17 protein-coding genes and 1 pseudogene are annotated in these 22,587 nt (G+C 74.5%); 13 read left to right on the top strand and 5 right to left on the bottom strand.

The annotated features are described in order from the left end of the window. The first annotated feature begins 201 nt into the window (after positions 1 to 201). From ACQPZO_RS13110 to ACQPZO_RS13140, 7 genes are all read left to right on the top strand, one after another. Positions 202 to 378, top strand: a complete 177-nt coding sequence (locus tag ACQPZO_RS13110; RefSeq protein WP_433350111.1) for a hypothetical protein — start codon at positions 202 to 204, stop codon at positions 376 to 378. Between the two features lie 351 nt (positions 379 to 729). Continuing rightward, positions 730 to 1,878, top strand: a complete 1,149-nt coding sequence (locus tag ACQPZO_RS13115; RefSeq protein ID WP_433350113.1) for a hypothetical protein — start codon at positions 730 to 732, stop codon at positions 1,876 to 1,878. 197 nt (positions 1,879 to 2,075) lie between these two features. Further along, a complete protein-coding gene (locus tag ACQPZO_RS13120) occupies positions 2,076 to 3,107 on the top strand; it encodes a 3-oxoacyl-ACP synthase III family protein (protein ID WP_433350114.1) in 1,032 nt (343 codons plus the stop codon). Then, positions 3,104 to 3,841, top strand: coding sequence for a glycosyltransferase family 2 protein (locus tag ACQPZO_RS13125; protein ID WP_433350116.1), 738 nt, complete (start codon positions 3,104 to 3,106; stop codon positions 3,839 to 3,841). The genes ACQPZO_RS13120 and ACQPZO_RS13125 overlap by 4 nt, the downstream gene beginning before the upstream one ends. Positions 3,842 to 3,874: 33 nt before the next feature. Beyond that, positions 3,875 to 5,365, top strand: coding sequence for a class I adenylate-forming enzyme family protein (locus tag ACQPZO_RS13130; RefSeq protein WP_433350118.1), 1,491 nt, complete (start codon positions 3,875 to 3,877; stop codon positions 5,363 to 5,365). After that, positions 5,358 to 6,500 carry a cytochrome P450 gene (locus ACQPZO_RS13135; protein WP_433350120.1) on the top strand — a complete coding sequence of 381 codons (1,143 nt, stop codon included), beginning with the start codon at positions 5,358 to 5,360 and terminating at the stop codon, positions 6,498 to 6,500. The genes ACQPZO_RS13130 and ACQPZO_RS13135 overlap by 8 nt, the downstream gene beginning before the upstream one ends. 32 nt (positions 6,501 to 6,532) lie before the next feature. After that, positions 6,533 to 7,450, top strand: coding sequence for an NAD-dependent epimerase/dehydratase family protein (locus ACQPZO_RS13140; RefSeq protein WP_433350122.1), 918 nt, complete (start codon positions 6,533 to 6,535; stop codon positions 7,448 to 7,450). A gap of 498 nt (positions 7,451 to 7,948) precedes the next feature. Here the strand turns inward: ACQPZO_RS13140 and ACQPZO_RS13145 are convergent, their stop codons facing one another. Together ACQPZO_RS13145 and ACQPZO_RS13150 are read right to left on the bottom strand one after the other, a co-directional pair. Beyond that, a complete protein-coding gene (locus tag ACQPZO_RS13145; RefSeq protein ID WP_433350124.1) occupies positions 7,949 to 10,063 on the bottom strand; it encodes a cellulose binding domain-containing protein in 2,115 nt (704 codons plus the stop codon). Positions 10,064 to 10,383: 320 nt separating this feature from the next. After that, the gene (locus ACQPZO_RS13150; RefSeq protein WP_433350126.1) at positions 10,384 to 11,949 is read right to left on the bottom strand and encodes a class I SAM-dependent methyltransferase; all 1,566 of its coding nucleotides are present in this window, start codon (positions 11,947 to 11,949) and stop codon (positions 10,384 to 10,386) included. A gap of 264 nt (positions 11,950 to 12,213) precedes the next feature. Between ACQPZO_RS13150 and ACQPZO_RS13155 the strand changes: the two genes are divergently transcribed. The 4 genes from ACQPZO_RS13155 to ACQPZO_RS13170 all read left to right on the top strand — a co-directional run bounded on the left by ACQPZO_RS13155 (position 12,214) and on the right by ACQPZO_RS13170 (position 19,668). After that, positions 12,214 to 14,274 carry a putative bifunctional diguanylate cyclase/phosphodiesterase gene (locus tag ACQPZO_RS13155; protein ID WP_433350128.1) on the top strand — a complete coding sequence of 687 codons (2,061 nt, stop codon included), beginning with the start codon at positions 12,214 to 12,216 and terminating at the stop codon, positions 14,272 to 14,274. 81 nt (positions 14,275 to 14,355) lie between these two features. After that, positions 14,356 to 15,432: an NYN domain-containing protein gene (locus ACQPZO_RS13160; protein WP_433350129.1), complete on the top strand. Its 1,077-nt coding sequence runs from the start codon at positions 14,356 to 14,358 to the stop codon at positions 15,430 to 15,432. Between the two features lie 412 nt (positions 15,433 to 15,844). Next, positions 15,845 to 17,890, top strand: coding sequence for an ABC transporter transmembrane domain-containing protein (locus tag ACQPZO_RS13165; protein WP_433350131.1), 2,046 nt, complete (start codon positions 15,845 to 15,847; stop codon positions 17,888 to 17,890). Then, on the top strand, positions 17,887 to 19,668 hold the full coding sequence (locus ACQPZO_RS13170; protein ID WP_433350133.1) for an ABC transporter ATP-binding protein: 1,782 nt from the start codon (positions 17,887 to 17,889) through the stop codon (positions 19,666 to 19,668). The genes ACQPZO_RS13165 and ACQPZO_RS13170 overlap by 4 nt, the downstream gene beginning before the upstream one ends. Here the strand turns inward: ACQPZO_RS13170 and ACQPZO_RS13175 are convergent. From ACQPZO_RS13175 to ACQPZO_RS13185, 3 genes and pseudogenes are all read right to left on the bottom strand, one after another. Continuing rightward, positions 19,654 to 20,016, bottom strand: coding sequence for a hypothetical protein (locus ACQPZO_RS13175; protein WP_433350135.1), 363 nt, complete (start codon positions 20,014 to 20,016; stop codon positions 19,654 to 19,656). The two genes, ACQPZO_RS13170 and ACQPZO_RS13175, sit on opposite strands and share 15 nt — an antisense overlap. A 212-nt stretch (positions 20,017 to 20,228) precedes the next feature. Then, positions 20,229 to 20,554 (bottom strand): annotated as a pseudogene (locus ACQPZO_RS13180) (IS110 family transposase); the annotation flags it as partial. 421 nt (positions 20,555 to 20,975) lie between these two features. Beyond that, positions 20,976 to 21,212, bottom strand: a complete 237-nt coding sequence (locus tag ACQPZO_RS13185) for a GntR family transcriptional regulator (protein WP_433350137.1) — start codon at positions 21,210 to 21,212, stop codon at positions 20,976 to 20,978. A 185-nt stretch (positions 21,213 to 21,397) separates the two neighbouring features. Here ACQPZO_RS13185 and ACQPZO_RS13190 point away from each other — a divergent pair, with 185 nt between their 5' ends. Then, positions 21,398 to 21,601 carry a hypothetical protein gene (locus ACQPZO_RS13190; RefSeq protein ID WP_433350139.1) on the top strand — a complete coding sequence of 68 codons (204 nt, stop codon included), beginning with the start codon at positions 21,398 to 21,400 and terminating at the stop codon, positions 21,599 to 21,601. Between the two features lie 54 nt (positions 21,602 to 21,655). Then, positions 21,656 to 22,537 carry a helix-turn-helix domain-containing protein gene (locus tag ACQPZO_RS13195; protein ID WP_433350140.1) on the top strand — a complete coding sequence of 294 codons (882 nt, stop codon included), beginning with the start codon at positions 21,656 to 21,658 and terminating at the stop codon, positions 22,535 to 22,537. Positions 22,538 to 22,587 lie beyond the last annotated feature (50 nt).

Raw genomic sequence — 22,587 nt, forward strand, 5'->3', positions numbered from 1 at the left:
TCGGCCATCGCTGTGATGATTCATCGAAGTTAGCCAGGGTGCAGGCAGGGATGAACCATGTGCCGTACCGCAGCGAAATTCCGCGCTTCTTCCAAACTGGATAATGAGTGCCTCGTCTTTGAATGTTGATCGGGTAATCCGTCGGTCTGAGGATGTGTCGGGCAGGCTGTCTCCCATCGTGCTGGTCTGGGAGGTGGTGGCGTGGGTAGGCGTCCGGAGGTGTTCGTCCGGCAGGTGTCGATGGTCGAGGGTCAGCGGTTGCAGCGGGTCACCCGGACGGCGAAGGGCCCGGTGAGGTTGCGGCGGGCGATCGTGGTGCTGATGTCCGCCCAGGGCCAGCCGGCCCCGGACATCGCCCACCTCCCGGGTCGCCCCTGAGCCCGCCCGCACCGGCTGCCGGAATCCTGCCCGACCCGGGCTGACCGGGCTTACCCGGCGCAGCGACCAGTGCCCCAGCCTGAACGATGACGCAAGCGCGGGCCGTCCGGCGGATTCCCGGACGCCGGACGCCGGGCGGGCCGATGCAGGCGCGGTTTTCCCCTGCTCAGGGGCCCGGAGAGCGGCGGACGCGTGGCCGGGAGCGGCGACTCGGGGCGCCGGACGGCGGGCTGCGGAGCTCCGCCGGATGGGTGTTCGCACAGATGGCTACCCGTTCAGCCGGTTTCTGGCGATGACCTCGCCCGGGCCGAGAACCTGTCATCCCGGTATCCGGCGAACGGAGAGGACATCGTGATATCCACCCGCTTCCGGCGCCCCCGCGTCGCGGTGGCGGTCGCAGCCGCACTGGCTCTGACCGTCACCCCGACCGGGGCGCCACCCGCGCGGGCCGCGCAGGCCGCGGCGTCGCAGGTCGTGAGCTTCACCGTCGGCCAGGACGGGCGCCTCTACCTGGCGTCGTCGGCCGGCATCACCCCGTTCGGCAGCACGGCCGTGGCCCCGCCGGGTGCGGGCGTCGGCGCAGCCCGGCAGCCGGACGGCAACGTCGCCGCGTTCGTCATCGGCACCCAGGGCGGGCTCGTCGCCGCCGTCACCAGCTCGGCCACCTCCAACGTCAGCGTGTACCGGGACGGGGCGGCCGGCCTCGCCCCGCCCGGCGCCAAGGTGAGCGCGGTGACCGACTCGGCCGGTTACCTGCACGTCTTCTTCGCCGGCACCGACGGGGCGATCTACAGCGCCTCCTACAACCGCCTGGTGCGGCCCGGCGGCGGCCCCCAGCGGGTGTCCGCGCCCGGCCTCGCGCCGCCCGGGGCGGTCGTCGCCGCGACCCGGCAGTCCACCATGCCAGGAGTGGTCTTCGTCGGCGCCGACGGCGCGCTGACCTCGGTCTGGCGTACCTCTGCCGGCACCTGGGCGACGATCCCGGCCGGTCCGGCCGGCCTGGCGCCGCCCGGCGGCGGGGTCGCCGTGGCCGCCACGACCGGCGTGCAGGCGTACGTCGCCGGGCTGGACGGCCGGATTTGGCAGGTGGGCTTCGCCTTCGGCCCGCGCCCCGAGCCCTGGCAGCCGGTGGCGATCACCGGTGCCGGCGCGGCCCCGGCCGGTGCCCGCCTCGCGGCGGCGCAGTTCACCGGAGGACCGTCGAACGTGTTCTTCGCCGGCTCCGACGGCGCGGTCCGGGTGGTGACCAACATGGCCGGCGGGTGGCAGCAGTCGGTGACGACGGCGGCCGGTGCCGCCAAGCCGGGCGGTCCGGTGGCGATCGTGGCCGTCGACGACTACCTCTACTCGGCCTGGTGCGGCAACGACCTCTGGTGGTGGCTGTACTGGTGGTGGCGCCGGCCGCCGCCTCCGCCGCCGTGGTGGGGCGAGCCCTTCACGCTGCCGCTCACCCAGCCGATCCAGTACGGCGCCGAGGTCGCGATCACCCTCTACCGGTAGGCCGGCGGATCCCGCGATGCGGTCGCGGAACGGCCCCCGCCCGCCCGGGCCGTCCACCGCCATCGCCCGCCCGGGCTCGTCCACCGCCATCGCGGGGCCGGGCCCGGGCGGCGGCGGTGACGTGTCCGGATCGTCACCCGGCGAACATGAGCACCCCTACTCATCCGCCCGCCCGCGACGTTGGGCAAGCTCAACGCATGATCGCCCCCACGTCAGCGCCGCCTTCCGTCCGGGAACGAGTGGGCATCACCGCCGTCGGCGTCAGCCTGCCCGACCATGTCGTGCCCACCGCCGACCTGCACCGCCGCATCGCCGAGGCCAGCGGTCTGCACCTGCCGGACGGGCTGCTGTCGCGGATCACCGGCATCTCCTCCCGCCGGATGGCCGGCGACGGGGAGTACGCCTCGACCCTGGCGGTCCGCGCCGCCCGACAGGCGCTCGCCGCCGCCGGCCGCGAGCCGGAGGAGGTGGACCTGCTGCTGTTCGCCTCCGCCAGCCGGGACGTCGTCGAGCCGGCCACCGCACACATCGTGCAGGCGGAGCTGGGCGGCCGGGCGCACGCCCTCGACGTCACCAACGCCTGCAACAGCTTCCTCAACGGCATCGACCTGGCCCGGTCGGCCGTCCTCGCCGGCCGCGCCCGGCGCGCCCTGGTGGTGACCGGCGAGACACCGACCCGGGCGATGCGCTGGCAGCTCACCGACCTCGACCAGGCCCGCAGCGCCTTCGCCGGCTACACGTTCGGCGACGCCGGGGCCGCCGTGCTGGTGGAACCGGTCGCCCGGGGCGGGATCGTCGACGTCGACACCGAGACCTGGTCCGAGCACTGGACGGTGGGCGGCATCCCCGGCGGCGGCTCCCGGCATCCCCGGGGCGACGAGCACACCTACTTCACCGGCGACGGGCGGGCGCTGCGCGACGTGTTCGAGAAGATCGGCACGGACATCCTGCACCGGGTCCGGCACCGCACCGGGCTGGACTGGGCCGACTACGCCCGGGTGCTGGTCCACCAGGTCACCCTGCCCTACCTGGACCGGTTCGTCGAGGTGACCGGCGTACCCCGGGACAAGCTGGAGATCACCGTGGCCGAGCTGGGCAACCTGGCCAGCGCCACGCTCGGCGTGCAGCTCGCCCGCGTCGACGCCGGGCTGCGCCCCGGCGACCGGGTGCTGTTCATCGGCCTCGGCGGCGGCGTCAGCGTGATGACCATGGTCTGGGAGAAGTCGTGACCGCGCTGTGGGTGGTCGTGCCCGCTTACAACGAGGCCGCCCGGATCGGGGCCACCCTGGACGCGCTGTCCCGGCAGACCGACCTCGACTTCACCCTGCTGGTGGTGGACAACGCCTCCACCGACGGCACCGCCGAGGCGGTTCGCCGGTTCGCCGCCCGGTCGCCGGTGCCGACCCTGCTGGCCGAGGAGCGGCAGCGGGGCGTCGGCGCCGCCGTGGACACCGGCTTCCGGCACGCCATTGCGCGCGGGGCGACGCTGCTGGCCCGTACCGACGCCGACTGCCTGCCCCGGCCCGGCTGGGTGGCGGCGGCCCGCCGCACGCTCACCGGCGGCGCGGCGATGGCCTGCGGCCGGATCGAGGCCCGCCGCGACGAGCACGGCCCGTTCGGCCGTGCAGTGTTCCGCGGCCTGGTCGCCGTCGCCGCCGCCTTCGGCCGGCTCCGGCCCGCCCACCGGGGGCCCGGCTACCGGGCCCCGTACCGGATGCACGCCGGCAACAACATGGCGATCACCCCGGCCGCCTACCTCGGCGCCGGCGGCATGCCGCGCCGCCCGTCGCCGACCGACCGGGAGTTCCTCAACCGGGTACGCCGGCACACCGGCGACATCGTCCACGACCGGAGCATGGTGGTGGAGAACTCGACCCGCCGGCTGCGGGCGTACGGCCTGCGCCGCACCGCCTCCTGGTACCTGGACCGGGGCAGCGGCCGGCTGTCCCCGGACCCCCGCTGACCGACACCCCAGCACCAGGAGAGCGAGTTTCCGATGCTCGACGAACTGGCCGCCGCGCTGCGCCGCCACCCGGACCGGCCGGCGGTGCTCACCACCGCCCGGTCCGGCCGGCCCCGCATCCGCGCCACCCGTGGCGAGCTGGCCGACCTCGCCGACGGGTACGCCGCAGCCCTGCACCACCACGGGCTGACCGCCGGGGACACCCTCGGCGTGGCGGTCCGCCCCGGCCCCCGGGCGCTGTCGATCCTGCTCGCCGCGCACCGGCTCGGGCTGCGGGCGGCGGTGCTCGACCCCAGCGCCGGCCCGGAGGTGCTCACCGCGCGGCTGGCCCTGGCCCGCCCCGCCCTCGTCGTCGCCGACGCGGCGGCGCAGGCGGTCGCCGGGTGGGCGCGACCGCTGGCCGGCCGGGCCCAGCTGGCCCTGCCCCGGCTGGCCGAGCTGGGCCCGGTGCGTACCGTGGGCCGTCGGCTGCCCGGCTGCGCCCCGGCGCTGTGCCCCCGGTCGGGGCCGGTGCCCGACCGCACCGGGCAGGACGGCGACGCCGTCGTCATCTTCACCTCCGGCACGACCAGCAGCCCCCGGGCGGTGGTCCACCGGCGGGCCGGGCTGGACGCCGGGATGCGCGCCGTCGCAGACCTGGTCCGGCCGCTACCCGACGAGCCGGTGCTCGGCGGCATGTTCTTCGTCCTGGTGCCCGCCCTGGTCAGCGGCGCCCCCGTCGCCCTGCCGGCCCGGTCGCCCCGCGTGCTCGCCCGGCAGGTGGCCCGGCTGCGCCCGCAGGCCAGCTACCTCACCCCGCCCCAGCTGCGGGCGCTGCTGGCCCGGCGGCCCCGGCTGTCCGGTCGGTTCTACAGCGGCTCGGCGCCGGTGAGCGCCGCCCTGCTCGACCGGCTCCGGCGGGCCGGCGCCGAGCAGGCGTGGGGGGTGTACGCGCTGACCGAACTCTTCCCGGCCGCCGCCGTCGAGGCCGGCGAAAAGGCCGCCTTCGCCGGTGAGGGGGACCTCGTCGGGGCACCGCTGCCGGGCGTGCGGACCCGGGTCGAGCCGGGCGGGCGGCTGCTGCTCACCGGCCCCGGCCAGGCGCACCGCTACCTGGGCGAGGCCCCGCACGAGTGGGTGGACACCGGCGATGTCGCCCGGCTCGACGGCGGCCGGGTCGTCCTCGGCGGGCGGAGCAAGGACATGATCCTGCGCGGCGCGGAGAACATCTACCCCGGCCTGTACGAGCCGGCCCTGCACGTCCCCGGGGTCAACCTGGCGGTGCTGGTCGGCGTGCCGGCCGAGGACGGCGACGAACGGCTCGTCGCCGTCGTCGAGCCCGAGCCGGGCGTCGACCCGCGGCGGTTGCGCCGGGCCCTCGACCAGGTCGCGGCGGGGATGGGCACCGCCCGGCCCGACTCGCTGGTCTTCGCCCCGGTGCCGACCAAGGGCCGTTCCCGCAAGCCGGACCGGGCCGCCGCGGCCATCCTCGCCGCCGCCGCGACCGGCCGGCGTGCGCCGGCGGGCGGTCGACCCCGTGGCTGAGCAGCCGAACGGAGCCCGCACTGGGGGCGTCGACGCGGACCGGCGGCGTCCGGCGCCGAGCCGGGGACGACGCCGGGACCGCCGGGTCTACCTGCGGCGGTACCCGGTGCTGTTCACCCTGCTCGCGGCGACCCGACGCTGGCCGGCGGTGCGGCTGGGACGGACGCTGGTGGTGCACGACCCGGACGGCTACCTCGACGCGCTCACCCGGACCCCCCTGGACCGGGCCGCCGCCGGCACCGTGGGCGGCACCGCCCGCCGGCTCGGCACCGACGGGCTCCTGTTCGACCAGCAGGGCCCCGAGCACCGGCAGGCCCGCCGCGCCCTCACCGACGGCCTCGGCCCCGCCGGGGTGGCTCGGCTGCGTCCGGTCTGGACGGCGGTGCTGCTGCGGCGGCTGGCCCCGCTGGGCGCAGGCGAACCGGTGGACCTGGTGCCGGTGGTCGCCGAGCTGGCCGGGGCCACCACAGCGGCGCTGCTCGGGGTGGACGCCGACCCGGTCGCGCTGGCCGAGGCGGCCCGCCACGCCGCCGCCACGACCGCCGCCGAGCAGCTCCCCGGCCCGCGCCCACCCGGGCGGGCCCGCGCCGCCCGCCGGGCCGTCGCCGACCTGGCCGAGCTGCTCGACCTGCCGCCGCAGCACGCCGGCCTGGCCGGCATGCTGGCACTCGCCGCGGTCAACACCACCGTGTCCGGCATCCCGCGCGCGGTCGCCTGGTGCGCCGACGACCGGCTGTGGGACCGGGCCGACGCGGCCGGTGACCGGGACGTCCTGGTCGACGAGCTGCTGCGGGTCACCGCGCCGAGCCCGGTGCTGCCCCGGGTGGCCGCCGGGGCCGCTACCGTGGCCGGCTGCCCGGTCCGGGCCGGGGACCGGCTGCTGCTGGTCGCCCGGCATGCCGCCGGGGCGCACCGCGCCGGGCCGGACTGCGCCGCGCCGGCACCGGCCCGGACCGCCCGGCTCGTGTTCGGCGCCGGCGCGCACTCCTGCCCGGGGGCCCGGCTGGCCCGCGCGCAGCTCGCCGACACCCTCGCCGCCCTGGCGCCGTACCGGCCGGTCGTGGTGCGGGCCCGCGCCGACGGGCGCGCGGCGCTGCCCGGCTGGGCGCGACTGGTGATCAGGGCCGGCCGGTGAATTTCACCGGGGCCGGTGGTCCAAGCCGGCCGGTGAACCTCACCGGAGTCGAGGTGGTGGTCACCGGCGCGAGCGGCTTCTGCGGGGCCGCCGTGGCGCGGGCCGCCGAGGCCGCCGGGGCCCGGGTTCGCTGCCTCGGCCGGCGCCCCGGCCCGGTCGGCCGGCACGTGCCCTGGGACGCCGGCCGCGCCGTGCCCGACCTCGCCGGGGCCGACCTGGTCATCCACCTCGCCGCGGCCGTCGGCGACCCGGTGCCCGGCCCGGTGGCCGAGCGCGCCTACCGGGCGGTCAACGTGGACGGCACCGCCCGGCTGCTCGACGCCGCCGGGGACCGCCCGCTGGTCTGGATGAGCAGCGCCAGCGTCTACCGGCCCGGGGGAGCGACCCTGGTCACCGAGGACCACCCGGTCGACGGGCAGCTCTCCGCGTACGGGCGCACCAAGGCCGCCGGGGAGCGGCTCGCGCTGGCGACCGGGGCCGTCGTGCTGCGCCCCCGCGCCGTGTACGGGCCCGGCGACCCGCACCTGCTGCCCCGGCTGCTTCGGGCCCGCCGGGGCGGGTGGCTGCCGGTGCCCGGTCCGGACGTCCGGCTCAGCCTCACCGCCGTGCAGAACCTCGCCGACGCCTGCCTGGCCGCGCTCGCCTGGCCGGCCGGCGCGTACAACATCGCGGACGATCGGCCGTACTCGCGCGACGCCGTGCTGCGCGCGGTGCTCGCCGCGACCGGCCACCCGGCGCGGCTCCTCCACCTGCCGGTGGGGCTGGCCGCCGGCGCGGCCGGCGCGGCGACCGCCCTGTCCCGGCTGACCCGCCGGGCGCCGGTGCTGACCCGGTACGCCGTCGACCAGCTCGCCCGGGACATGGTGCTGGACATCAGCCGGGCCCGCGCCCGGGGCTACCGGCCAGCTCACCGCTTCGGCGACCACTTGGGCCGGCTCTCCGCCTCCTGACGCACGGCACCCGAGTTTCGAGCGGGGAACGGCGCGGGTTACGCATGGTGGCGCGTCATAACGCCGTGCCGATATTTCAATCTGTCGATTCTGCCTCCAGGCTCGCATATCGAAGCCGCGTGCGCGGGTGCCTCCGGTGCGGCGGTCGCCGCGCGACCGGCCACTCCATCCCGCCGCCGGTCCCGCCCCCACCCCAACGGGAGTCCCGTCCCGCCACGCTGATCGCCGCCTCCCTGCCGAACTCACCCGAAGTTGTCCACCTCCCAGGAATTCCGTCCCGCACATTAGGATGACCGGAGATCTTGGAACGCAATGGCCCCTGCAGGGGCCATTGCGTTCCAAGATCTCCCATGTGTCAGTCATGATTTGGCCTGGCGTCGGAAATGGCGCTCCTGGTGGTGGTGTACGGGGTGAGGGCCGGGGCCCTGGGGCCGCACCCGCCGGGGTGAGACCGTCGGCCCGGGACCGGCGGGTGCCGGGCCTGGGCCGACGGCGACGTCACAGCACGGTGCAGACGACGCCGTTGAGGGCGAACGCGGTCGGCAGGACGTTCGGGCCGCCGTACGAGCCGACGAAGCCGGCGCTCGTGCTGCCCCCGCCGCCGGCGATCTGCCGGTTGTCGGCGGTGTTGGTGACCCGGACGGTCCGGCCCACCTGCTCCCAGTTCGCGCTCCAGCCGCTGTTCACCTGCTGCCAGGTGGTGGGCCAGGTCCAGGTGAGCGTCCAGCCGTTGATCGGGGCGGCCCCGTTGTTGACGATGTCGACGGCGCCGACGTAGCCGTTGCCCCAGTTCGAGGTGTCGGTCAGGCGGACACCGCAGGAACTGGTGGCGGGGCTGCCCGTGGTGAAGGTGAGCGGCGGTGAGGACCAGGAGACCCGGCCGGCGGTGTCCCGGGTCAGCACGTTGACCGTGTACCTGCCGCCGGGGACGAGGTTGCCGACCGTGAGCGAGGTCGCCGGGGTCTCGCCGAGCTGCTCGCTGACCGCCCCGTTCTGCCGGCACACCTCGTACTTGGCGATCGGGCTGCGGCCCGGGGTCGCCGCGGGCCAGGAGATGGTCGCGCCCCGGTCGGTGACGGCGGTGGCGGTGGGCTGGCCCGGCGCGCCGGGCTGCCCGGTGACCACGCCGGCCGGGCGCAGCACGAGCGTGGTCAGCGAGTACGGCGGCAGGACCCGGCTGGTCGCGCTGCCGGACTGGCCGGTGGCGATGGCGGTGGCGCCGTTGGTGTGGGTGTGCACCGTCGGCGCGGCGCCCGACGGGGTGAACCCGGCGTAGTCGATGGTGACCGGGTGCTCGTTGTCCGGGTCCTTGTTGACCAGCAGCACCGCGAGGTCCCCGTTGCCCCGGCGCACGGCGTGCGCGGTGACCAGCGGCCGGTCGGTGCCGGCGCGGACGAACTGGTCGCCGGCCCGGGCGAACAGGTTCATCATGGACAGCCCGTGGTACGGCGCGAACGGCGTGTTCAGCGGTGGCTCGCAGACCGACCCGTCGGCGGTGCAGCCCCCGCTGGAGAGGATGCCGAAGTCGCCGTAGTCGGTGTGCCCCGCCACCTGCGAGACCGTGCCGATGCCGTTGTGCACGTTCCACCACTGCACCGTGAAGACCCCGTTCTCCAGCAGGTCGCTGTAGGCGTCGGCGAGGAACAGCGCGGCCGGCTGGGTGGTCCGCCCCGTGTCGACGTTCATCTCGGTGAAGCTGATGCCGATGCGTCCCGGGTTCGGTCCGGCGTACCGGGCGATCTGCTGCCGCAGCAGGTGGGCCGCGTCGTCGATGTGGCCGGTGCGCTCCAGCGACTCGGCGGCGCTGCCGCCCGGGTACCAGTGCACGTCGACAAAGTCGATCTTCGGTCCGGCGAGGGAGAGCACCGTGGAGTTCCACGGGCCCGGGTCGCTGCCGGCGGTGATGCCGTCCGGCCAGTTCCCCGGCATGGTCAGCACCGCGCCGACCTTGATCGTGGGGTCGACCGCCTTCATCGCGTCGGCGTAGTCGACGACCAGCCGGGCGTACTGGTTGGCGCTCTTGTCGGGGTGGTCGTCGGCCTCCCAGGCCGACCCGTAGTGGCCGTTGCCGTAGTTCTCGTTGCCGACCGTCCAGTACTTCGCGCCGTAGCCCTTGGTGACGTTGGCGTACCGCACCCAGTCGGCGGCCTCGGCCGGCGTGCCGGTGCCGTAGTTCGCGATGATCATCGGCTGGGCGCCGACCCGCCTGGCCCCGGCCATGAAGGTGTCGAAGTCGGTGTTCGGAGCGACGTACCCGCCGGGGGCGGTGTGGTCCTTCCAGTGGTAGATGTCGGCGTACGAGCCGCCCGGGTACCGCAGCATCTTCACGCCGGCGTCGCGCAGCAGGTCCGACGTCTCGTCGGTGCCCAGGTTCTGGTCCCAGATGGCCTGGTTGACGCCCAGCGCGGTGTCCGGCACGGTCGCCAGTCCCGCCCGCGCGTTGACGGTGACGGCGACCGGGGCGGTGGTCGCCGCGCTGACGCTCGGCGGGTTGACCGTGGCCGACGCCGCCGCGACGAGCAGCAGGCTCGCGGCGAGGGACGGCCAGCGGCGGCGGGCGGACCGGGCCGGGCGCGACGGCGGGGGCTGCGCGGGGCTGATCGGGTTCTGCATGGTGGAGTTTCCTTCGTGGGTACGACGGAGACTCGCCCGTTGCCGGTGACGGGTGGCTCGCACCTGCGGGTGCGCCGGGGCGGCGGCGGGCGGACTCGTGGACGGACTGCCCGGTGGTCATCGCAGTTGCCGCCGTCCCCCGGGGGCCGTGCTGGCCCCCGGTTGCCCATCGGACGACTGTCAGCCCCGCGCGGCGACTAATCGACGTATCAGAATCTCACGGCGGTCCCGGGTAGCTCAAGGCCGCCCCGGACGCGTTCCCGTTCCCGTTCCCGATCCGGTCCGGCGTCGTCCCCGGGACCGCCGGGTGGCCGGCCGGGTCAGGTGTTGACCGGGCGGCGGGCGACCAGGAGGACGTGGGTGACCGGCCAGTCCAGCGGCCGGCCGTCCGGGGTGGACAGGGCGGCGACCGGGTCGAGGCGATTGGTGGCGATCCAGTCGTTGCGGTACGGCCCGCTGGCGGGGCCGACCTCGAAGCCGACGTCGGCCAGCAGCGCCTTCCAGTCGGCGTACTCCAGGCCGCAGAACTGCTCCTGGGTCTCCGACAGCCAGTTGTCGGTGTAGTCCTTGCGGGTCAGGAAGTCCATCGCCGCGCCCAGCGTCAGTTCCACCACCGCCCCGGCCGGCTCTACCACCGCCCCGGCCGGCTCCACCACCGGCCGGTACGCGAACGGGAACCGCCAGTCGACCGCGAACTGATCCAGCCGGGCCCGCGTCGACAGCCCGGCGACGTGGGCCGCCGCCACCGCCGGCGGCAGGGACGCCAGGTCGGTGCGCGGCCGGGCCGGGTTCGTGCCGTCCGCCGTAGCCAGGCGCAGTCGCACCGTCCGGTCCTGGCCGTCCGGCCCGCACACGTCGCTGTTGATCCATACCCCGCCGGGCACGGTGTGGTCGTAGATGGCCTGCACGAACCGGCGCAGCGAGGCCATCCTGTCACCGTACGACCAGATCTCGTGGGTCAGCGCGAAGGTCATCGTGGTGTCCACCGAGCGCGGCGCGAACACCGCCCCGCCGAGCACGTTGCGGCGGTAGAAGAAGACGTTGGGGTTGGTGAAGAAGCCCTGTGCCTTCTTGTGCACGCACTCCTCGAACAGGTGCCGGGCCACCTCGACGCCGATCAGGTCGCTCTCCCGCAGGGCCGGCTCCCGGTCAGCCAACTCCAGCACGGCGCCGGCGCCGCAGCCGATGTCGACGATCCGCCCCGGCCGGACGCGCTCGCGCACCGCCGCCCACTTGCGCTGCGCGGCGTCGGCGAACGCCTCGGCGTACGTCCGGTAGTCGCGGGTGGGGGTCAGGCCGCCCTCGTCGCCGACTACGGGGTCGTTGACCACCGCCCGCACCAGGTCGTCGAGGCGGTAGCGGGCGTACACGTCGATCGTCGCGGGGTGGGCGAGGTCCCGCCACGACGGGTCGCCGTCGGCCAGCCGCAGGAGAACGTCCCACGGCCGGGCGGGTGCCGGCGCGACGTCGGCCTCCACCCCGGCGATGGGGAAGCCGAGCCGTTCGTACATCGCGGCCACCTCCGGGGTGGAGCAGGCGACCACCGTGTCCGCCGGAGTCAGCTCCAGGCCGGTGGCCGCCGCCACGTTCTTCAGGGTCACCTCGGCGAACCGGTCCGTCACGGCGGTGTCGAAGACCGGGACGACCACCGAGCGGAGCCCGGCGAGGACGCTGAACCGCTCGATCGCCGCCTCCCGGCGGTGGTAGGGGACCGGGTTGCGCCGGGTGTTCTCGTGGTTGGCCGAGGTGACCGCCCAGACCACGGTGGCCCCGTCGCCGGCCCCGTCGCCGTCGCCGGCCCCGTCGCCGGCGAGCTGGCGCAGGTACTCCGCCTGGAAACGGGTCAACAGATGGTGGCGGCCGGGAAAGAGCAGGTAGCGCGGCATGTGATGTTCCTAGCCGATACCGGTCGGGCACCTTCGCGCAGGGGGTCGACCTGCCTGATCAGTCAGTCGGGGCGCCGGCCCCACCACCCGTCGCGGGGCGGTGGGGCCGGCGTCGCGCGCCCAGCCCGCGTGCGGCGGCGCGTACCCACCGGTCACCCGTGAGCGCGGCGAGCACCGCGCTCACTCCCGTGGGTAGACTCCGCGTCGCGGTCGGATCACCGTGTGCTGGTGTCGTGACGGGGCAAGGGACGGGGTGACCACCAGGTGAGGACTCTGCCCGCAGCCGCCGCCTACGCCGCCCCCACCGCACTGATGGTCCTCGGCCCAGACGGCCGGTGCCTGTGGTCGAACGAGGCCGCACGGCGGTTGGGCGTCCGGCCGGAGGACCTGCCGGTGACCCAGGTGGAGCCGGGCGGCCCGGCCGTCGAGGCCCCCTGGCCCGACGCCGCCGGCACCGCCCGCTGGCTCCAGGTGCGCTGCCAGGGCATGCACCACGAAGGAAAGTGCCTGCGCCTGTACGAGGTGCGCGATGTCACCGCCGAACGCCGGGAGCGCGAGCAGGGGCGTAACCACCGCTGGCGCCTGGCCCACATCGAGCAGCTCGCCAAGGTGGGCAGCTGGGAGTGGGACGTGCCGACCGGCGAGATCGTCTGGTCCGACGTGCTGCTGCAGATGGTCGGCTTCCCGCCGGGCACCGCGCTGGACTACCCGTCGTACCGGAAGCTGCTGCACCCCGACGACGCAGCCATGATCGAGCGGACCCTGCAGACCGCGCTGCGCACCGGGGCGCCGTTCTCGTTCACCCACCGGATGTACCTCGCGGACCGCGAGACGTTGCGCGTCTTCGAGTGCTACGGCGAGGTCTTCACCGACGGGGACGGCGCCCCGGCGCGCGTCCTGGGCACCGCCCGCGACATCACCGAGAGGCTCCGGGCCCAGGACGAGCTGACCCGGCTGGCCGAGCACGACCCGCTGACCGACCTGCCGAACCGTCGCGCCCTGCTCGCCCGCCTCGACGACCTGCTGGTCCCGGGCGGCGACCCGTCCGGCGCGCTGCTGCTGATCGACATCGACAACTTCAAGGACATCAACGACGTGCACGGGCACGGCGTGGGCGACGACGTCCTGCGGGTGCTGGCCCGGCTGCTCGCCCACCACCTCCCGCCCGGCACGGTGCTGGGCCGGCTGGGTGGCGACGAGTTCGCGGTCGTGCTGCCCGACGCCTCGGCCGGCGACGCCCTCGCCGTCGCCGAGGGCCTGTGCAACGCAGCCGTGGGCACCCCGGTGCCGCTGACCGACGCCGGGCTGCGGGTCACCCTGAGCATCGGGGCCGCCTCGCTGCGGCCCGGCGACAGCCGGGACGTGGTGCTCGCCCACGCCGACCTCGCCCTGTACGAGGCGAAGAACGCCGGCCGCAACCGGGCCCGGCTGTACCTCCCGGAGCAGTACCGGCACGCGGTGCAGCGGGTCAACGTGGTGACCCGGGTCCGCACCGCCCTCGACGAGCACCGGATGCAACTCGACGCCCAGCCGATCGTCGACCTGCTGACCGGCGAGGTGGTCAGCCACGAGTTGCTCATCCGGCTGCGCGACGGCCGGCAGCCGCCGCTGCCCCCGGCCGACTTCCTGCCCACGGTGGAACGCGACGACCTGATCGGCGAGCTCGACCGGTGGGTGGTGGCCACTGCCGCGTCGGCGCTGGCCGACCCGTCGGCCGTGGCGGCGGGGATGTGCTTCGACGTCAACATCTCCGCCCGCTCGATGGAGTCGCCGGGCTTCGGCGACTGGGTGGTGGGGCGGCTGCGCGCGGCCGGCGTCGAGGCTGGCCGGCTGGGCCTGGAGGTGACCGAGACGGCGGCGATCACCAACGTGGCGGCGGTCCGCAACCTGGCCCGTACGCTGCGTAACGCCGGCTGCCGGTTGAGCCCGGACGACTTCGGCGCCGGGTTCGGGTCTTTCACCTACCTCAAGCACCTGCCGTTCAGCACCGTGAAGATCGCCGGTGACTTCGTCCACCAGGCCGACCGGGGCGGAGCCGACCCGGTCCTCATCGACGCGGTCGTCCGCGCCGCGCACGGGCTGGGCATGCACACGGTCGCCGAGTCGGTCGACCGTGAACCGCTGGTGCCCGCGCTGCGCCGGCTGGGCGTCGACGCCGGCCAGGGCTTCCACCTGGGACGCCCGGTCCCGCTGGACATCCTGCTCGGCTCGGTCCGCGACGAGGGGCAGGCCCGCGCCCCGGCCGACGCCGTGGCACGACACTCGGACCGGACCTGGGTCGCCCCGCCGGGACCTGACCGCGACAGCCGGCGAGGGCGGCGTTGACGGCGGCGAGCCCCGCACGCGATGGCGGTTCGCGGCGCGTACCCGCTGGTGGGCCGGGTGGCCGGGCGTAGGCTGGCGGCCGTGGATCAAGAAGACCGGATCGCCCTTTTCCTCGACTACGAGAACCTCGCCCTGGGGGCCCGCGAACACCTCGGCGGCATGGCGTTCGACCTGCGTCCCATCGCCGATGCCCTCGCCGAGCGTGGTCGGGTGGTCGTGCGGCGGGCGTACGCTGACTGGTCGTACTTCGACGAGGACCGCCGGATGCTCACCCGGTCCCACGTCGAGCTCATCGAGATGCCCCAGCGGATGGGCGCGTCGCGCAAGAACGCCGCCGACATCAAGATGGCCGTCGACGCCGTCGAGCTGGCCTTCGAGCGCGCGTACGTCTCGACGTTCGTGATCTGCACCGGTGACAGCGACTTCACCCCGCTGGTGCACAAGCTGCGCGAACTGAACAAGCGCGTCATCGGCGTGGGCGTGGAGAAGTCCACCTCGGCGCTGCTGCCGCCCGCGTGCGACGAGTTCCTCTACTACGACCGCCTCGAGGGCGTCGACGTCCCGCCGGCCCGGGCCAAGCGCAGCCGCCCGGCGCGGCTGCCCAGCCCGGAGCCGCAGCCGGTGGAGCAGGAACCCGAGCCCCAGCCGACGGTCGAGGAGCCCGTGCGCGACGTCGACACCCTCTCCGTCCTGGTGGCCCAGACGGTGGCCGGCCTCCAGGGCAGCTCCGGCGGCGAGGTGACCGCCTCGACGCTGAAGCGCACCCTGCTGCGCAAGGACCCGACCTTCAGCGAGTCCGACTACGGGTTCCGCACCTTCGGCGAGCTGCTGCGGCACCTCGCCGCGCAGCGGGTGATCGAGCTGGCGGAGGGCCCGGCCAAGGGCGACCCCGAGGTGTCCCTGCCCGAACACGGCGACCAGGAGGTGGCGTTCGCGCTGGTGCGCTCCGTGGTCCAGGACCTGGCCGGGGCCGACGGGGCGGTGGCCCTGTCCGGGCTGAAGAACCAGCTCCGCCGGGTCCGGCCCGACTTCAGCGAGAAGAAGCTCGGCTACCGGGGTTTCCTCCAGTTCTGCAAGGCGGCCGCCACCAGCGGGGCGGTCCGGCTGGAGTGGAACGCGGACGCGGACGACTACCTCCTCACCACACCGACCACCTGACAACTCCTGACCCTTCGAGCGCTGGTCGCCCACAATCCGGGCGTCTCGCTGCTCTCGGCGTCCCTCGACCACAGTGGGCGGACCACCCCTGCCGGGCGTCGGCGGCTTGATCGTCTGCTGATTTCTGAGACGACACGCCGGGCGAGTTCTCCACTATCAGCAGACGATCATGGAGAGCCACCTCAACGGGGCCGTGGTGCTTCGAGGCCGGCTTCAGGCGGTCGACCGGGCTCGGACCGGTTCTGGGCCGTGCTTGGGTGCCCGCACCTGAGAGTCGTCGATCGTTGCCCCGGTCATTCCGACTGCCCAGCTGCGCCAAACATCATTCAGTGGGGAGTGGTGAGGCGGCTGCCGGGCGGATCGGGCGGGAAATGGTCTGCGCGGCGCGAAGTCGGGTGGGTAGCGTGGGCGGGTGCCGCCGCAGATTCCCCACCCCGATCCCGGTGTCCCGGACACGAGAGGGCCGCTGAGCTACATCTGGTGGCTGGTCCGCTGCCAGCCCTGGCGGGTGTTGCGCGGCAGCCTGTTCGGCACGGCCTGGATGATCGGGCTGTCGGTCCGGCCGTACCTGATCGCCCGGGCCGTCGACGACGGGTTGCGCGCCGGCGACAACGCCGCCCTGCTGCTCTGGGTCGTGGCCATCGTCCTCGCCGGCGTGGGCCTGTCCTACCTGGGCATCATGCGGCACCGCACGATGACCTTCGTCCGGGAGGACGCGACGGCCCGCTCGGCGGGGGTCCTGCTGCGCCAGCTCGCCCGGATCGGCGCGGTGCTGCCGCGCCGGCTCGCCGCCGGGGAGGTGGCCACCGTCGGCGGCTCCGACATCAGCCACGTCTCGCACGTGCTGACGCTGACCGGCCCGGGGGTGGGTGCCGTGGTGGCGTACGCGGTCATCGCCGTGGTGCTGTGGTCGGTGTCCCCGCTGCTCGCGGTGTGCGTGCTGGTGGGCGTGCCGGCGATCGCGCTCGTCGTCGGGCCGCTGCTGCGCCGCCTGGAACGGGCGGAGTCGGTCTACCGGCAGCAGCAGGGTGCCCTCACCACCCGGGCGGGCGACATCGTGGCCGGGCTGCGGGTGCTCGCCGGGGTCGGCGGCCGGGGCCTGTTCGCCCGCCGGTACGCCGCCGATTCCCGTCGCCTGCTGGCCGAGGGCTACCGGGTCGGGGCCGTCTACAGCTGGATCGACGCACTGACGGTCGCCATCCCGGGGCTGTTCCTGTCGGCCGTGGTGTGGCTCGCCGCCCGGATGGCGGTGACCGGCGACATCACCATCGGGCAGCTGGTCGCCGTCTACGGCTACGTGGCGACCCTCATCGTGCCGGTCTGGTTCCTGCTGGAGGGCAGCTACCAGCTGATCCGGGGCCGGGTCGCCGCCGGCCGGATCGTCGCCCTTCTCACCCTGGTCCCCGACGACGCCGGCGGCCCGCGCGAGTCCGCCGAGCCGCGCCGGTTCGCCGAGCCGCGCCGGGCTGCTGAAGCGCGTCGGCCCGCCGAGCCGGCAGCGCGGCCCGAGGGCGGCCCGCCGGCCACCGTGCCCACCGCCCGTCCGCCCGGGAATCCGGCCGCCCCGGGCCGGCCCGGCGGCCTGCACGACCCGGCCACCGGCCTGCACGACCCGGCCACCGGCCTGCACGACCCGGCCACCGGGCTGACCGTCCCGGCCGGCCGGCTGGTCGGCGTCGCAGCCGCCGAACCCGGCGAGGCCGACGCGCTCGCCGACCGGCTCGGCCGGTACGTCCCCGGCGACGTCACCTGGGGCGGCGTGCCGCTGGCCGCCATCCCGCTTGACGACGTGCGGGCCCGGATCCTGGTCGCCGACCACGACTCGTACCTCTTCGCCGGCACGCTGCGCGACGTCCTGCGGGCCGGACGGCCCGGGGACCAGGCAGGCAGAGCCGGCGATCGGGCTGGACGGGCCGGCGGTCGGGCTGGACGGGCCGGCGATCGGGCCGGGCCGGTCGGCGGCGACGGCCGGGGCGACGAACACCGGGCCCACGCCGCCGCCGACGACGCGCGGCTGACTGCGGGACTGCGGGCAGCGTCGGCCGAAGAGGTCGTCGACGCGCTGCCGGACGGCCTCGACACCCCGCTCGGCACCCGCGCCCGCACGCTCTCCGGCGGCCAGCGGCAACGGGTCCGGCTGGCCCGGGCGCTGCTTGCCGAGCCGGAGGTGCTGATCCTGATCGACCCGACGTCCGCCGTGGACGCGCACACCGAGGCGCGGATCGCCGAGCGGCTGCGGGCCGCGCGGGCCGGCCGGACCACGATCCTGCTCACCACCTCGCCGCTGCTGCTCGGCCACGCCGACACCGTCGCCCACCTGCGCGCCGGCCGGATCGTCGCCACCGGCACCCACGCCGAGCTGCTCGACCGCGACCGTGGCTACCGGGCGTTGGTGGCGCGGGACGGCGACGCCGTCGACCTCGACCCGGCCGCCGGGGCCGAGGGGGCGCTGCGATGAGCGGGCTGCCGGTGGCGGACCGGGCCGCCGTACGCCGGGCCACGGTGGACCTCATCGGCCGGGACCGGCGGGCGGTCGCCGTCGTGCTGGCGCTGCACATCGCCGCCACGGTCGCCGGGCTCGCCGCGCCGTGGCTGCTCGGCCGCATCGTGGACCAGGTCGGCGCGGGCACCGGCGTCGCCACCGTGGACCGGCTGGCGCTGGCGATCGTCGGCTGCGTGCTGGCGCAGGCACTGATCTCCCGGTACGCCCAGTACGCCGGCCACCGGTTCGGGGAGCGGGCCGTCGCGCGGCTACGCGAGGAGTTCGTCCGGCGGACCCTCGCCCTGCCCGTCTCCGTCGTCGAGCGGGTCGGCTCCGGCGACCTGACGACCCGCAGCTCAGTCGACGTGTCAACCGTCGGGACCACCGTCCGCGACGTCGTGCCCACCATGGTCATCGCGTCGGCGCAGCTGGCGCTGCTGTACGGGACGATCTTCCTGCTGCACCCGCTGCTCGGCCTGGTCGCCCTGGTCGGGCTGCCGTCGATCTGGGCGGTGACCCGCTGGTACCTGCGCCGGGCCAGCCCCGCGTACCTCGCCGAGGGGGCCGCCACCGCCGAGCTGACCGAGACGCTGACCACCACCGCCGAGGGCGCCCGCACCGTGGAGGCGCTGCGGCTGGCCGACGAGCGGATCGGGCACGGCACCGACCGCATCGCCCGGCTCTGGGGCACCCGCCGGGCGACCCTCGCGCTGCGGACGGTGTTCTTCACGGTGGTGGAGGCCAGCTACCCGCTGCCGGTCGCCGCGGTGCTGCTCGCCGGCGGCTACCTGCTGTCCCGGGGGACGGTGTCGCTGGGTGAGGTGGTCGCCGCCGCGCTCTACCTGCAACAGGCCATCGATCCGCTGGACCGGATCCTGATGTGGACGGAGCAGGCGCAGCGCGGCATCGCGTCGTACGCCCGGGTGCTCGGCGTCGGCGAGGTGCCGCCGGAGCCGCCCGGCATGGCCGCAGCGCCGCCGGGGCAGCGGCTCGTCGCGCGCGGGGTGCGCTTCTCGTACGCCGGCGGCCGCGACGTCCTGCACGGCATCGACCTGGAGGTACGCCCCGGCGAGCGGCTGGCCGTCGTCGGCCCCTCGGGGGCGGGGAAGTCCACCCTGGCCCGACTGTTCGCCGGCATCGACGCACCCCGCGAGGGCGAGGTGAGCACCGGCGGCTGCCGGGTCACCGACCTGGACCCGGCCGAGCGGCGTCGCCGGATCGCCCTGGTCACCCAGGAACACCACGTCTTCATCGGCTCGGTCCGCGACAACCTCGCCTTCGCCGCGCCCGACGCCTCCGACGAGCGGATGCGCTCCGCGCTGGTCGCCGTGGGCGCCGACTGGTACGCCGACCTGCCCGACGGCCTCGACACCACGCTCGGCGACGGTGCCCGGCAACTCGGCGCGGCCGAGGCCCAGCAGCTCGCGCTGGCCCGGCTGGTGCTCGCCGACCCGCACACGCTGATCCTCGACGAGGCGACGGCCGCGATGGACCCGACCACCGCCCGGCGTACCGAGCGGGCCCTGGGGGCGGTGCTCGCGGGGCGGACCGTCATCGCGATCGCGCACCGGCTCAACACCGCGCACGACGCGGACCGGGTCGCGGTGCTGGAGGACGGCCGGATCACCGAGCTGGGCAGCCACGACGAGCTGGTCCGCATCGACGGGACGTACGCTGCCCTCTGGCGCTCCTGGCACGGAACTGTCCAAGAATCACGGGGGCAGTCCCAAACACGGGGCTCATTCCGAGGATGATCGCTTGTGTAGGGGGAGTAGTTCGACCTCGACCAGCACCATTTCACCCTGCCTCCGCGCGACCGCATGCCCGGGCCGGTCAATTTCATCGACTCGCATCGCGATTGGCCCTCCGTCTCTCGTGAAATTACGCCACCAACCCTTCTGGCCTGGGAGGGCGACGTCGATACTCACGCGATCTCCTGTGCGCCGGTACGCCACAGGAATCGAGAAACTTCGACCAGACCGGCGTCCCGTGTAGGTAATGACAGTCATCCGGTTCCCCGTCAGTCGACTCAAGGTGGGTGAAGACACCAGCGGGAGTACGACGTTGTTGACCACTTTCGCCATCTTCTGCAGCAATGTCACGGATTGACTCCTTGATAGTGGAAGCTCGCCTCTTGTGGTGACGTCTGCGGATGCGAGGAACAGTGCGGCGGTTGCGCGGCGCGTCCAGGCCGTTCCTGACCCCGGCGACCGGCGGAAGCTGACCTCCACCGTAGCCGGGGTGCTGGCCCCGCCCGCCAACGGATGGCGGCCTGACAAGGCCTGGGTCCCATACCTGCCGAGGTCGCGTTGTCGCGGAGGCTGTTAGCGAGGCGGGGCAGGATCGTTTCCACCGCTGTCGTGCGGGGACGGTGAGGGTCTGCTCGTCCAGGGCCGTCATGATTTTCTCGACGATCCGCTCACCCATGCGGGGCGCGTGAACAGCGGCGATCGAGAGCAGTTTGCGACGGCCGGCCCTGCGTAGACCGATCGGGCCGCCGCAGCGCGACAGCAGCTCCAGCACCGCCTCGTGCCCAATTTTCGGGCCGAGGACTCGTTCCAGTGCGGGGTGGATTTGCGTCAGCAGGCCCCGGATCCGGTTCGATATCCGGGTGGCTTCGCCGGCGAGGTCGTCGTCGAAGCGATGACCTCGGCGACACGTCGGGTGGGTTCGAGGATCAGGGCGTGGAACAGGCGACGTAGCTCGTTGACGGTGATCGGGATCAGGCCGTCTGGGCTGGTGGTGCTGGCCGCTGCTGCACGCGCGCCTACCAGATCACCAACTCGAAGTCGTTTCGCGACCCGTATTAGTCGAAGTGGCTTAAGGGGAATCAGGGTTGCCGGCAGACGCTGGGGCCTCGAGGAATCGTTCCAGGCCATCAAGACCGGCGTCGGCCTGGACCAGCACCAACACCGCCGCTGGAGGGCCTGCCCCCGCTGGAGGGCCTGGTCATCGCCACGCACGCGTTCCTCGCCGCACGGGAGATGCCGAGCATCTCCTGTACTTCCTGACTCGCCGCCAGCCGCAGCTTTCCCGCCCGGCCATGGTAGGGGCGAGCGTCCTACGAGTTCCGCTGCGGGTCTTCGGCTACGAAGACGCCAATACCCTGCCTGCCCTCCAGGATGCCTGACTCGATCAGGAATTCGACGGCCTTCCTGACGGTCACTCCCGAGGTGTCGTACTGCTCGGCAAGCTCCCTGGTGGTAGGTAGCTTCTCGCCGGGCGTCAAGATCCCGGCGTTGATCCGGTCCAGGATGTCCTGCCGGATTCTCCGCCACAGCGGCACGTAGGGCACCATGTCGGGACTTCATCACACCCGGTGAAACCTCATGCAACCAATGCCATGTTTACAATAACTAGCATGTTTGACATGTTTAGTTGTAAAGTGCCGATGTGGCGAGGGAGGACGTATGGGCAGGCGGTGGAAGTGGTTCCTGCGGTCGGGTCAGGTCGCGGTGGAGCTGACCGGGCAGGTCATGTCAGATGGGAACGTTCCGGGGCGCTGGCGGCGGTCGACGGTCGACGGTCGAGCACGTCGTACCCGAGCTTCGGGAGACCTCGCGGTGCGACGGCGCGGTGGTCTACGAGTGGCCCGACCGGCGGCCGGCGGCCCGCGCGATGAACCAGCGCGCGGAGGCCGACCGGCCGAAGCCGCTCGGCGGGCGCAACCGCCGGTGGCAGCCGTGACCGGCGGTGCGGGGGAGTGGCGAGGGTGCGGCGCGACGGGAAGGCGGGGAGCGGATGGCTGAGGACCGGGCGTCGAGCGTGCCGCGTCGGCAGCTCGGGCGGGCGCTGCGGGAGCTGCGGACCGAGGCGCGGATGACGCTGGACGGCGCGGCGGAGGCGCTGCGCTTCGGCCGGCAGAAGATGTGGCGGATCGAGACGGGCCGCAGCGCCGTGCGCGGGCGGGACGTGCGGGCGCTGTGCGAGCTGTACGCAGCGCGGCCCGAGCTGGTCGCCGCGCTGGTCGCCCTGGCCGGCGAGACGCGGTCGACGGGCTGGTTTCACGCGTACGGCGGCTTGATCCCTGCCTGGTTCGACCTGTACGCGGGCCTGGAGGCCGCCGCGTGCCGGCTGCGCGAGCACGCCGACGCGCGGGTCCCCGTGCTGTTGCAGACCCCGGGGTACGCGGCGGAGGCCTGCGCGGCCCGCCCGGACCTGAGCGTGCGGGATCGAGAGCGCCTAGCCGAGGCGTGGCTGCGCCGGCAGGGGTTGCTGCGGCGGCGGCTGCCCGCGCCACCCCGGCTCGACGTCGTGCTCTCCGAGGCGGTGCTGCTGCGCGCCGTCGGCGGCCCGGCGACCATGGCGGAGCAACTCCGGCACCTGGCGGAGGTGGGCGGCCTGCCCGACGTGTCGGTCCGGGTGGTGCCGCTGGCCGCCGGCGTGCACCTGGGCGTGGTGGCGGGCGCGTTCGTGCTGCTCGACTTCCCGCCCGGCGACCGCGCCGAGCCGGACCCGTCCGTGGTGTATCGGGAGCTGCCGACCGGTGCGCTCTACCTGGACCGGCGGGAGGAGATCGCCGCGTACGAGAGGGCGTGGGCCAGCCTCGACGCGCTGGCTCTGGGGGAGGAGGAGTCGCGGCGGCTGATGCTCAAGGTCGCCGAGGAGGTGCACCACGGCTGATCCTGCTGGCACTGGCCCGTGGTGCTGCCACGGGGCCAGGCCATGATCGT

Source organism: Micromonospora sp. CA-111912, from assembly GCF_050948415.1.
GTDB lineage: Bacteria > Actinomycetota > Actinomycetes > Mycobacteriales > Micromonosporaceae > Micromonospora.